Origin of the sequence: Virgibacillus sp. JSM 102003 (assembly GCF_041949995.1) — a bacterium.
Classification (GTDB): Bacteria; Bacillota; Bacilli; order Bacillales; family Amphibacillaceae; genus Lentibacillus.
In genome coordinates this window covers 38,616-50,915 of record NZ_JBHFQH010000009.1, presented here as the reverse complement: position 1 = coordinate 50,915, position 12,300 = coordinate 38,616, and the positions used below count along the sequence as shown (strand labels likewise).

The 12,300-nt window shown below is 38.7% G+C and carries 11 protein-coding genes and 1 riboswitch; of the genes, 9 read left to right on the top strand and 2 right to left on the bottom strand.

Going from position 1 to position 12,300, the window contains the following annotated elements; translation table 11 throughout:
* Positions 1–150: 150 nt before the first annotated feature.
* Complete coding sequence (locus tag ACE1TG_RS11325) at positions 151–1,164, bottom strand: DUF2804 domain-containing protein (RefSeq protein ID WP_375052500.1); 1,014 nt, start codon at positions 1,162–1,164, stop codon at positions 151–153.
* A gap of 242 nt (positions 1,165–1,406) precedes the next feature.
* A riboswitch (FMN riboswitch) is annotated at positions 1,407–1,554 on the top strand.
* A 240-nt stretch (positions 1,555–1,794) separates the two neighbouring features.
* Here ACE1TG_RS11325 and ribD point away from each other — a divergent pair.
* The 6 genes from ribD (at position 1,795) to ACE1TG_RS11295 (ending at position 7,365) form a co-directional block, all read left to right on the top strand.
* Complete coding sequence (gene ribD / locus ACE1TG_RS11320) at positions 1,795–2,904, top strand: bifunctional diaminohydroxyphosphoribosylaminopyrimidine deaminase/5-amino-6-(5-phosphoribosylamino)uracil reductase RibD (RefSeq protein ID WP_375052499.1); 1,110 nt, start codon at positions 1,795–1,797, stop codon at positions 2,902–2,904.
* On the top strand, positions 2,885–3,535 hold the full coding sequence (gene ribE, locus ACE1TG_RS11315; RefSeq protein WP_375052498.1) for a riboflavin synthase: 651 nt from the start codon (positions 2,885–2,887) through the stop codon (positions 3,533–3,535). The genes ribD and ribE overlap by 20 nt, the downstream gene beginning before the upstream one ends.
* An 18-nt stretch (positions 3,536–3,553) precedes the next feature.
* Positions 3,554–4,756 carry a bifunctional 3,4-dihydroxy-2-butanone-4-phosphate synthase/GTP cyclohydrolase II gene (locus ACE1TG_RS11310; RefSeq protein ID WP_375052497.1) on the top strand — a complete coding sequence of 401 codons (1,203 nt, stop codon included), beginning with the start codon at positions 3,554–3,556 and terminating at the stop codon, positions 4,754–4,756.
* Between the two features lie 14 nt (positions 4,757–4,770).
* Positions 4,771–5,244, top strand: coding sequence for a 6,7-dimethyl-8-ribityllumazine synthase (gene ribH / locus ACE1TG_RS11305; RefSeq protein WP_375052496.1), 474 nt, complete (start codon positions 4,771–4,773; stop codon positions 5,242–5,244).
* Positions 5,245–5,354: 110 nt separating this feature from the next.
* Complete coding sequence (locus ACE1TG_RS11300; protein ID WP_375052495.1) at positions 5,355–5,480, top strand: hypothetical protein; 126 nt, start codon at positions 5,355–5,357, stop codon at positions 5,478–5,480.
* A 4-nt stretch (positions 5,481–5,484) separates the two neighbouring features.
* Positions 5,485–7,365 carry an ABC-F family ATP-binding cassette domain-containing protein gene (locus ACE1TG_RS11295; RefSeq protein ID WP_375052494.1) on the top strand — a complete coding sequence of 627 codons (1,881 nt, stop codon included), beginning with the start codon at positions 5,485–5,487 and terminating at the stop codon, positions 7,363–7,365.
* A gap of 358 nt (positions 7,366–7,723) precedes the next feature.
* Here the strand turns inward: ACE1TG_RS11295 and ACE1TG_RS11290 are convergent, their stop codons facing one another.
* Entirely contained in the window at positions 7,724–9,445 is a 1,722-nt protein-coding gene (locus ACE1TG_RS11290; protein WP_375052493.1) for a DNA-binding protein, read from the bottom strand.
* Between the two features lie 82 nt (positions 9,446–9,527).
* On the opposite strand from ACE1TG_RS11290, the gene ACE1TG_RS11285 reads away from it, so the two are divergent.
* From ACE1TG_RS11285 to ACE1TG_RS11275, 3 genes are all read left to right on the top strand, one after another.
* Positions 9,528–10,574 (top strand): C45 family autoproteolytic acyltransferase/hydrolase, encoded by a 1,047-nt coding sequence (locus tag ACE1TG_RS11285; RefSeq protein ID WP_375052492.1) that lies wholly within the window; start codon positions 9,528–9,530, stop codon positions 10,572–10,574.
* Positions 10,575–10,705: 131 nt separating this feature from the next.
* On the top strand, positions 10,706–11,371 hold the full coding sequence (locus ACE1TG_RS11280) for a TerC family protein (RefSeq protein WP_375052611.1): 666 nt from the start codon (positions 10,706–10,708) through the stop codon (positions 11,369–11,371).
* Positions 11,372–11,485: 114 nt separating this feature from the next.
* Positions 11,486–12,157, top strand: a complete 672-nt coding sequence (locus ACE1TG_RS11275) for a hypothetical protein (RefSeq protein ID WP_375052491.1) — start codon at positions 11,486–11,488, stop codon at positions 12,155–12,157.
* Positions 12,158–12,300: the final 143 nt, after the last annotated feature.

The following is a 12,300-nucleotide window of genomic DNA, read 5'->3' as shown; positions in this document are numbered from 1 at the left end:
ATCTGTCGTTTTGTAGGATAATTCAGTATCCAACCAAGCCTATTCAGTCTTCAACTTAGTTTATTCAGGTTTCAACGGATTTTTTCAGTTTTCAGCAGTTATTTTTTGTATGAACTGGTTATCCGTCCGCGGAAAGAGCGTAATCATTTCCTACCACGTCGCTTTATGTTCTTCAATACAGCCTAAGAACCCATCAACGACCAGCGTTTCGTCATTAGTAAGTGAAACCTCTCCATAATAATGACCAACAACTTGATGGACTTCTGATTTCACGACCAATGCATTGGACTTTGCAGTTCGTTCAAAAAATGGTTTGAAAGTTAGACGGACACTGTCTGACTGAATCCCCCAAGGTTTCATAAAGTCATTGGAATTATAGATGAACGTTACATCTTCACTTATTTTTGTGATGTTGCCATTTAAAATAACGGCATTCTCCGTTGAACCGGTATGATCTGTCCATTGTCCGCCAAAATTCAATCCAATTACATCCTGGTCTTGTCGCCCGGATGCCATTCCCCAGTTCCATGTACTTTTTCTTGGCCAGACACCGCGACCGTAATCGAGTACGGCAAAATCTGAATCAGGATTAAAGGTCCATGTTTTATCACCGACAGAGAAGCTTCCTTCAGCAGGAAGACAATGTTGCTTTGCAGTGAACTGAAATTTATTATCGCTCCAAGGGACTACAACATTTAATGTATCCAGGTTTTCAGGGTAATGAATTTTTATATCCGCTTTTAATTCTTCGCCACCGAAGTCTGTGCTGCTGACTTTTAATGCTACATGATCTTTATTCCATATGAAGAATAGTCCCATGTCTTTATGTACAGCCTCGACAGAATCTTGAACTTCTTCAGGCATTGTATAGTTCTTTCCAAAGGGTACTAAAAAAGTTTTCTCATAAAAGTTGTTTGTTTCATATTCCAAAAAATAGACAAAACACACGACGGCATAATCAAGATGGCTGATTGTAGCTGAAAACATGGTTTCCCTGCCAAATACACACCAATAATTCCACTTTTTCTTTCGCATATAGTGTCCTGATAGGTTTGAAGTAATCAATGGTTTCCTTGCCCATCCAATACTTTCTTTATTTAATCTTCCATTCTTATCGCAAAGTAAAACGGGCTCAGTGATTTCTCTTTCGTTATTGATAGCCATGTCAAACACTCCTTTTATTAGTAGTTCGGCGTTTTGAACAGTTTTCCTGCAAAAATTGTCTGTATATGTTTTTCTACTCTTACTATCGAATCCCGGACTAAAAAAGTGGCATTCATTTAATAAAATCTAATGCCACTTTCTTCTGTTGGTGTACGATTGTAATGGTAAGAGGTATACGGTAAGCTATATTTTTGCATTTCCAAAATGTTCAGTGCTATACTATCTTTGAAACTAAATACGTAATGTTCCTTCGGGGTCGGGTGAAATTCCCAATCGACGGTGATGAAGTGCATACTTCTTAGTCCGTGACCCGTGCGGTTTTTAAACCAAGCGGTGGATCTGGTGAAACTCCAGAGCCGACAGTTATAGTCTGGATGGGAGAAGGAATTTTTCAGGTAGTTCGCATGTTTTACTAAAAATGATTAGACAATGTTATGTGACGGTTAAGAAAGTCTGAATACTTTCATACTGCATACGCATAACTAGAAGCTTGTCGACAAGTCAAGTTTTTTATTGTATTCATTTTTAGTCAAACATTTTGAAGATGCGCTATACTAAAAAATTCTACCCTTTGCCTCTGAAGCTTATTCAGAGGCATTTTTAATTGGATATTACAGGGAGGATCTAGACATGAACGATCAATATTATATGAATATTGCTTTAAATCTTGCGAAATCAGTATCTGGCCAAACAAGCCCTAATCCTCCAGTTGGCTCTGTAGTTGTTAAAGATGGTGAAATGCTTGGGTTTGGTGCCCATTTAAAAGCAGGTGAAGCTCATGCAGAAGTGCATGCACTAAATATGGCTGGTGATAAAGCAAATGGTGCAACGATTTATGTAACACTTGAACCTTGCAGTCACCATGGCAGAACACCACCCTGTGCTGACCTTATTGTTGAAAAGGGAATTCGTCGGGCAGTCATTGCTGTTACAGACCCGAATGAAAAAGTAGCTGGACGTGGGATTGAAAAGCTGCAGGCTGCAGGTATAGAAGTGGAAATTGGTGTTGCGGAGAAAGAAGCTGCAGAGATAAACAGTGTTTTTTTCCATTATACAATTACCAAAACGCCTTATGTCACAATGAAGTCCGCCGTTAGTTTAGATGGTAAAACGGCTACTGTAACTGGTGACAGCAAATGGATAACTGGGGAAGCGGCAAGACTCGATGTGCATCACTATCGCCATAAACACGATGCAATTCTGGTTGGTGTGGATACGGTTATTGCTGACAATCCGAGTCTTACAACGCGTATCCCGAATGGTGGGAAGAATCCGACTCGAATTATTCTGGACACATCACTCCGCACACCATTGGATGCTGCTGTGTTAAATGATCAAGCAGCAGATACATGGATTTTTACCGGGAAGAGTGTCACGGAGAAAGCTATGGCGCCATTTAAGGAAAAAAGCGGAGTTGACGTAATCCAATTGGAACAATTAACGATCGAAAATGTACTATCTGATTTAGGATCCAAAGGAATAATGTCATTGTTTGTGGAAGGTGGAGCTACGGTTAATGGTTCTTTTTTGGAAGAACGGCGAATTAATCAATTGATAACTTACATGGCGCCGAAGCTAATTGGTGGTAAAACAGCTCCAACTTCCATTGAGGGTAATGGATTTCAATCGATGGCAGATACATTTTCCTTGGATATTAAGCATGTAGAAATGATTGGTCAGGATATAAAAATTATTGCGGAACCAAGAAAGGAAGAAGCAGATGTTTACAGGGATAATTGAAGAGATGGGCACCGTTGAAAAAATGAAACGTGTTTCTCGGCAGTCGGTTGAAATGACGTTAAGTTCAACTAAAATTATGGAAGATGTTCATGTTGGTGACAGTATTTCAGTAAATGGAATCTGTTTAACGGTCACAGATTATTCTTCAACTAATTTTCAAGTCGATGTTATGCCGGAAACGATAAAATCGACTTCGTTACATGCGTTAACAGAAGGTTCAAAGGTTAACCTGGAAAGGTCAATGGCTGCAAATGGCCGGTTTGGCGGACACTTTGTATCTGGCCATGTTGATGGCACTGGAAAAATCACTCGGAAACAAAAGCAGGAAAATGCTATTTATTATGATATTGAGATCCCGGAAGAACTAGCGAAATATTTTATGATGAAGGGCTCTGTTGCTGTAGATGGTATTAGCTTGACTGTATTTGACGTTGGGCAAAGTGCATTTACGATATCGCTTATCCCGCATACTGTAGAAGAAACTGTACTAGGGGAAAAAGACGAGGGTGATGTGGTCAATATTGAATGTGATATGCTCGCAAAACATGTGCAAAATTTACTTAATCATCAATTGAGTGATCATAAAGATGGTTTTAATCAAGCATTCCTAAATAGAAATGGACTTATTTAAGCGGAGGAAGTGGAGATTATGTTTAACAAAATAGAGGAAGCGTTAAAAGATCTGCAAGCAGGAAAGCCAGTAATCGTAGTTGATGATGAGGATAGAGAAAATGAGGGGGACCTAGTTGCCCTATCTGAAAAAGCTACACCGGAAGTTATTAATTTTATGATCACCCATGCAAAAGGGTTAGTATGTACATCAATCAAAGCGGATTTAGCCAAAAAAATTAACTTGCCTATGATGACAAGCCAGAGCAGTGATCCTTTTGGAACTGCTTTTACTGTAAGTATTGATCATGTCGATACAACAACAGGTATTAGTGCGGCAGAACGTTCCAAGACGATTAGAGCATTGCTTGATCCAGAAATAAAAGCGGCTGATTTTAAACAGCCTGGTCATGTATTTCCACTGGTTGCAAAGGATGGAGGCGTATTGACTCGTCCTGGTCATACAGAAGCATCGGTTGATCTGGCGACATTAAGTGGGGCATTTCCTTCAGGTGTGATATGTGAAATAATCAATGATGATGGAACAATGGCACGCGTTCCTGATTTGAAGGAAATGGCTGAGAAATTTGATCTTAAATTCATTACAATTGAAGATTTAAAGGCTTTCCGAAAGCAAAATGAAGTTCATGTGACTCGTGCTGTTGAAACAATTTTGCCTACTGAATTCGGTATATTTAAAGTGTACGGCTATACAAATGATCTGGATGATAAAGAGCATGTTGCGCTCGTTAAAGGTGATATTCATTCTGACGCGCCGGTACTGGCGAGGGTTCATTCAGAATGTCTGACTGGCGATATATTTGGTTCTTACCGTTGTGATTGCGGGCCGCAGTTACACGAAGCCTTGAATAAGATTAATGAACGAGGTGCAGGTGTGTTAGTATATATGCGTCAGGAGGGCCGGGGAATCGGACTAATTAATAAACTGAAAGCATATCAGCTGCAGGATGCTGGAATGGATACGGTTGAGGCAAATGAACAATTAGGATTTGCACCAGACTTACGGGAATATGATTTAAGTGCACAGATTCTAAAGGACTTAGGTGTGGAAAAGGTTGATTTGTTAACAAACAATCCGAAAAAAATGACTGCACTTTCGGCGTATGGAATAGAAATCGGCGCGCGTGTTCCAATCCAAACAGGTACACGAAAAGAAAACGAACGATACATGCATACAAAATTTGATAAAATGGGCCACTTATTCAACTTTCATAATAATTAAAGGAGTCGATGATAATGGGGAGAACATTTGAAGGAAAGTTAGTTGGTACAGATCTGAAGATAGGAATAGTTGTCGCACGTTTCAATGATTTTATCACAAGTAAATTATTGGATGGTGCTGTTGGTACGCTTCATAGACATGGTGTAGATGAAGAAAATATTGATGTTGCTTGGGTTCCGGGGGCATTTGAAATCCCTTTAGTTGCTCAAAAGATGGCGATGAATAATAATTATGATGCAGTTATAACGCTTGGCACAGTTATTCGTGGATCCACTCCGCATTTCGATTATGTATGCAGTGAAGCGGCAAAAGGTGTTTCCAATGCATCATCCCAATCTGGTAAACCTGTGATTTTTGGTATAATAACTACTGAAACAATTGAACAGGCTATTGAGCGTGCAGGTACAAAAGCAGGGAATAAAGGTGCAGATGCAGCTGTAGCGGCAATTGAGACGGCGAATGTTGTAAAGGAAATTGAAGTTGACTGACAGCCGGAATCTGAATTTTTTTGTAAGGGGAGATAGATATTAAATTTTTAGGGTACCAAATCTTAGGTTTAGGTCCTATATGGATAGGTATGGCCTTTTTTTTCTCGGAAATGGATCAGGTAAGCAAGGTAATATTTTATATGGGAACATCGTGGCTATTATTTTTAATCATTATTTTTTTGAAGAAGTTACTAAAAGATCGTAAAGGTGACGAGGATTCAACAATAGGAAGGTAATGTTATGCTCACTATCGAAAATTTATATAAATCATATGGCGATAAAGTATTGTTTCAGGATGTTACATGTACGATTACTCAAAATGACCGGATTGGTCTGATTGGCGTAAACGGAACTGGGAAGTCGACGTTTTTAAAGGTGATTGCAGGAATGGATACACCTGAAAAAGGGTCGATTAAACATGCAAAAGACTACCAAATTGAGTATTTGGCACAGGATCCGGAACTTGATCCAAATCTGACAGTAATTGAACAAATATATTATGGTGAATCAACAATAATGAAGGTTATGCGGGAATATGAAACAGCTCTTCAGGCATTGGAACAAGACTCAGCTAGTGAAAAGGCCCAGTCTAAATTGCTGAAAATGCAACAGCAAATGGATGAACAGGAAGCATGGGAGGCTAATACTTCTGCCAAAACAGTTCTGACAAAGCTAGGAATTACTGACTTTCATAAAAATGTAACTGAATTATCCGGTGGGCAGAAAAAACGCGTAGCTATTGCCAAAGCACTTATTCAGCCTGCGGATTTATTGATTTTGGATGAGCCGACAAACCACCTGGATAATGAAACTGTTGAGTGGCTTGAGAAGTTTTTAGTTACCTATAAAGGAGCATTGCTGCTTGTCACCCATGATCGTTATTTTTTAAACCGTGTAACAAATCATATATACGAACTCGATAACGGCAATCTATATGTGTATGAAGGAAATTATGAATTATTTCTGGAGAAAAAAGCAGAGCGTGAGGCTCTTGAGGCTAGTGATCAGTTAAAACACCAAAACACGCTGAGAAGAGAGCTTGCCTGGCTTAAACGTGGCCCTAAAGCGCGTGGGACCAAACAAAAGGCACGTATTGAACGTGTGAATGAAATGCAGGAAAAGAACTTTAATACCAGTAAGCAAAATGTCTCTTTCCAGGTAGGCTCTACCCGTCTGGGCAAAAAGGTTATTGAAGTGCAGGGGATAGAAAAGTCATATGAAGGCAAAAAACTGATACATGACTTTGAATATCTGGTCGTTCCTGGAGAACGTCTTGGTATTATTGGGCCGAATGGTTCCGGCAAAACAACGTTATTGAATATCATGGCTGAACGCGTCCTCCCTGATCAAGGAGAAGTCGAGATTGGAGAAACGGTAAAAATCGGTTATTACACACAAGGTGAGGAAGAACTCGATACGAGTATGCGGGTGATTGACTATATTAAGGAAGTTGCCCAAGTAGTCCATACAAAAGGCGGCGAAGAAATTACTGCCGAACAGATGCTGGAGAGGTTCTTATTCTCACGTTCCGAGCAGTGGACGTATATAAGCAGACTTTCCGGCGGGGAGAAACGACGCCTTTATTTACTGAAAGTACTAATGACTGAACCGAATGTATTGTTTTTGGATGAGCCAACAAATGATTTGGATACCCAAACTTTAGGCGTACTTGAGGACTATTTGGATCAATTCCCTGGTGTTGTAATCACTGTTTCGCACGATAGGTATTTTTTGGATCGTGTTGTTGATCATTTACTTGTTTTTAAAAATAATGAATCCATTGAGCGTTATCAGGGGAATTACAGCGAGTTTCTGGAGCATGAAACAGAACAAAAAGAGTCACAATCGTCTGCTTCTGTTAAGGAAAAGCCTAGAAAACAACAGAATCGGAGAAAGATGTCTTATAAAGATCAGAAAGAATGGGAAACAATCGAGGATGAGATAACCGAATTGGAAGCTTCCATTGAGGAGATTCAGGAAGGTATTAATAACGCAGGAAGTGACCTTGAAAAAGTACAAAAATTCTATGAGCAGCAGCAGGAAGCTGAAGATAAGCTACAGGCAAAAATGGAACGCTGGGAAGAACTTTCGGTATTAGTTGAAGAAATGCAAGGGAAATAATGGACGTGTCCAGGCTATATCATTTTCCACTATTAAGAGGAATAATAACAGGTTAGGATGTTTAGAGCGTATATTTTTGCGCGTAGTGTATTTCCGTAGCGACGTCATAACACTCAACTATTTTTCCATGTTACTTCACACTTAAAATCTAATCAGTAACAAAAAAATCCGAACTGATTCGCATTCTGTTTCAAGAATTTTGAATCATAGTTCGGATTTTATTTTGGCAGATAAGAAAGTATAAATACTTTCTTACTGCATAAGTGCAACTAAGGCTTGGCGATAAGCCAAGTTTTCTAAACTAAAACACGTTTGTCCCAGCCTCATTTTATGCAGCTAAGAAAATATAAGCGCTTCCTTACTTCGGCAATTGTTCAATTTCGATTGAATCAACAATACCAGTTCCATTATCCCGTATGTTTGCTTTAAGCTCTACGTTATCTCCTGCTTGCAAGAATAAGGCCAGTGGTTCTTTTCCGGCATTAATGGTATAAATCGTCTGGTCACCTTTTAACAGAAATTGAATGACTTGACCAGATTTCTGTGTTGTTGTTACTAATACACGGTTAACCTCGCCGCTGATAGTTTCAAGTGCTGACTCATCGGATGCCTCGACATTACTTGGATCCTGAGCAAGCTGCAGCCGATATGCTTCCAATGTTTCTCTTGCTGTTTCACCAAACACAACAAAGTCCGCATCCCCCGCTTTGATATATGCATACTGTTTGAATAAACCATTTGGATCCAAAACGTTAACAACCCAAGTTGGATTACCGTCAATGTTATAGAGTATCGGCATAGATCCGGTCCAGTTTTTCTCCGGATATTGTTTGTTTACGATTTCTTTTGCACCTTTACTGTCCATAATTCCATTGTTTTTCTTTCCATTGTAATAAGTTAGTGCACCTGTACGCGCATTTATAAGTGTATAACCTAATGCAGAGTCAATATTTTCCCTCGGGGACGCCATATCAGTAAAGTAATACATATCTCCCTGTTCATCAAAAATAGGAGTTACACTGCTTTCAGTACCTGATTCATTCGGTATTTTTACATCTTTTTTACCAAAGATAGAATTTAACCACCCGTGGACATATTTACCGAAATATTCATTTTCATCTGTCGCAACATCAGAACTAACTGATCCGTCGACAAACTTCGGGGCTTCATTTGTTTTGTATTTACTTACTTCACTCGTAACAGGGTCAACAATAGCAACATGCAGATTTTGCATATCCGGCTTGTTCGTTATGCCGATTGGCTGATATAACGTTTGAACATACCATGGTTTCCCATCTTCGTCTACTTCGATTTGAGCTTCCCCGCTTTGAATATAGTTTGGAAAAGCACCATATATAGTACGTTGCACATTATGGTTTAAGTAACTGGAATTGGTGTACTTCATGTTACTATCGATGAACTCAGGCTGAGCATTGATGTTGGTTGCAGATATGGTGAAAAAGCCTTCCGTTTCTTTTCCGCGAAAATACTTCCAAAACCCTGTGAACTCAAGGGGAGCCACAAATTTAATTTGACCATCAATCTTTTGAACTTGTAATTTTCCTAAATCGTAAAATTGTGTGTTAGGAACAACACCCATCGATTTTTGGATTTTATTACGAGCGACCTCAGGTGATACTGCAATTGGTGTAGCATCCTCATCCAATGGTTTTGCTTCTTCGACATCTTTCTTTTCAATTGATTCATATGTGTCATCCAATGTAAGAATTCCTAATACAATTATGGTTGGAACAGCCAATACAGCAAGGATAATAATTAGTCCTAATATGGATTCATATGTCCCTTTCGCCTTCTTTTGAAGTTTGGTGGAGGTCATTCCATATACCAAAAAGACCCCAGCACCAGCTATCGCAATATTAGAAATCACCATATTTGGGACGGTGATTGGCAGCAGGATAAAGTAATTCATGATTCCACCGATTATAAACAGGACCACAAAAACTATCCCTGCAATTTTACTTGTAACTACTCCGGATTTATTACTCTTTGCAATAAGGATACCAGCTAGCACCACATATAATATGAATGATAAAATAGTAGTTGTTAAGATTCCTATCATGATTTCAGCTCCTATGTTGTGATATGTTACATATATATTTACGGAATTAGAAGAAATAAGTTTCATGATTGGGGCGTTATTTTTGAAAAGAATATACAGTGACATTTTGCAATTTAAAGGAACTCATTACGATTTCGGATATAAACAGGGAGAGCTTTTGAAAGACTCATTAACGGTTAAGAATCGCAAGAAACAGTGGCGGGTGCGAAAGCCACGTTTCATAATTGACATAAATGAAGTAGAGCAGGAAATAAAAAGATTTGCTCCAGGGATTTGGGAAGAACTTGTAGGAATGCAGGATGCACTTGAGTGGGACATGCATGACATACTTCAGGACTTTGGTGGATACAGGCTGGAATACACTAAAAGCGGCTGTTCTATTTTCACAGGCAATGACTTTATGATTCGCAATTATGATTATCATCCTAAAACGTATGAAGGAAGGTACACTATATTTCAGCCTAGTGATCATGGCTATGCTGTAATTGGACCTTCACAGCGAATAACCGGTCGGATGGATGGAATGAATGAAAAAGGTCTTGCTCTAGGCTATAATTTTATGCACCGTAAAAAGCCTGGCGATGGATTTATTTGCAATATGATTGGAAGGCTTATCTTAGAAAGCTGTGCTGACGTTAATCAGGCGGTTTCCATGCTTAAGGAAATTCCGCATCGGCACTCGTTCAGTTATATTGTGCTGGATAAAAATGAGGAAACCTTTGTAGTCGAAGCGACACCAAGAGGAGTAGAAGTTCGCCAGTCCAACGTCTGTACAAATCATTTTGAAATAATGAAGGATGAGAATCGTCACCACTTAGAAGATTCATATAGGCGAATGGACGCAATAAGGGCACAACAACAGAATGCAACTGATGCCTATAAAGCATTTCGTATGCTGAACGATACGGAAAAGGGTGTATTCTCCAATCAATATAGGAACTGGTCTGGAACGATCCATACTGCAGCTTATTTCCCGAAAGATCTGAAGGCTTGGTTTGCGTTAGGCGGTGACCGGGAGCCTGTTGTCTTTGACTTTGCAGCCTGGCTCCGTGGTGGGAAAATAGCAGTAAAATATGTTTTAGGAGAGGTTGACACCGATTTGCCTTTTGTTCACATGGAGAAAATGTAAGATAAAAAACCATCTGTTCGTATACACTAAATATCTTTGCCACCTGAAAAATTCCAGTCTGCTTTACAATTAAACAGAAAATAGTATAATATAATCGGTCTTGCAGAAAGGTGGCAACTATCTTGTTAGGAATTGAAATTACATCTGAATCGATTATTGCTTTGCTTAAGATTATTGCAATTGATATCGTATTATCCGGTGATAATGCGATTGTAATCGCTATGGCGACAAAGGGTTTACCAAAACATCAACAGAATAAGGCGATATTCATCGGTACAGGTGGGGCAGTAGTTTTACGAATATTATTTGCAATTTTAATTGTATACTTATTACAGATTCCGTACGTACATTTGATTGGAGGAGCACTCTTATTATGGATTGCGTATCATGTGCTCGTTGATGATGAGCCTGAAGCTAATATTAAATCGTCAGGTACTATGATGAAAGCTGTTGGGACAATTATTGTGGCAGACGCTGTTATGAGCCTTGATAATGTTGTCGCAGTAGCAGGTGCTGCACATGGACATGTTGGTATGATTGCACTGGGTGTTGCAATTAGTATTCCGATCATGATTTTTGGCTCAAAATTAATTGTACGAGTTCTCGAAAAGCATCCGTGGATTGCCTATATTGGAGCAGGTATACTTGCTTGGACTGCCGGGGAAATGATTACTGGCGATGCATTCGTTATTAACTTATTTAACTTGCACCATGGTGCTTTCATGTATGCTATAATGGCGGGAATCACGATAGCAACATTATTAACTGGCTATCTGAAAAACAATAAAGCAGTCTAGAAATCTTTATAAGCAAAAAATGCTTTTGGGATTTCCCTTGATTTATGTTTAATTTAAGTAGTATTAAGGGAAAATAAGAATGTAATAATATATACAAAAGGAGGTTAACTTATAATGAAGTTATTTCAGGTAAGAAAGGGCCAGTTTGTTTTTTACAAAAATGAACTTCATAAAGTATATTCGGTAAAGCCGATGTTTAAGCAATCGGTCCACTTATATCGTTTGAAAGATATGCAGCAGATCCTATCAAAAGCAAGCGAAATTCATCCGTATAAACCAAAACATAAAGATTCGTTTATTTTTTATGGTAAACGGTACACTGTTGATCAAAATAGAAAGCCTGAACCAGGTGATTATATTTTAATTATTAAACCTGCCCCGGATTTTCTCGATCATTACTCATTAAATGAGATTGAAAAAGTCGATAACGTAGAAGATGGGAATGTAGTTACTACTAGAGATAATGGGGTTAAACATAGTGAATACGTTGTTATGGTACCAGGTAAAGCGGAGGACAGTGAGGATATATCATATTATGATAAGGCGCTTGTATCTGAAGAACAACAGCGAGCAGATGAATCACCGGAGTTTCTGGCAGAAAAAGATAGCGAGATGAAACCTGTTGTAGGTGATATTTATCTGGACAATCAAACGAATACAAAGGCAATGATTGTTGCAATGACAGAAAACGAAATAGTTTTCGGTCATGGTGTTCGCGTTCATGTAAGTGAAGTTTTAGATGAAGATAAATACAGATTGGTTTACCGATTTGAAGAAGATTTATAGAGATTACTCCTGAAGGTTTGTGCTTTCGGGAGTTTTTTATTTCTCTAAAACGGATTTTTGTGAACTAGGAATTTAGACATGGTTAGCAGTAGGTATATTTCATTATTTTTACAAAATGATTACAGAAACATACATAAATTACT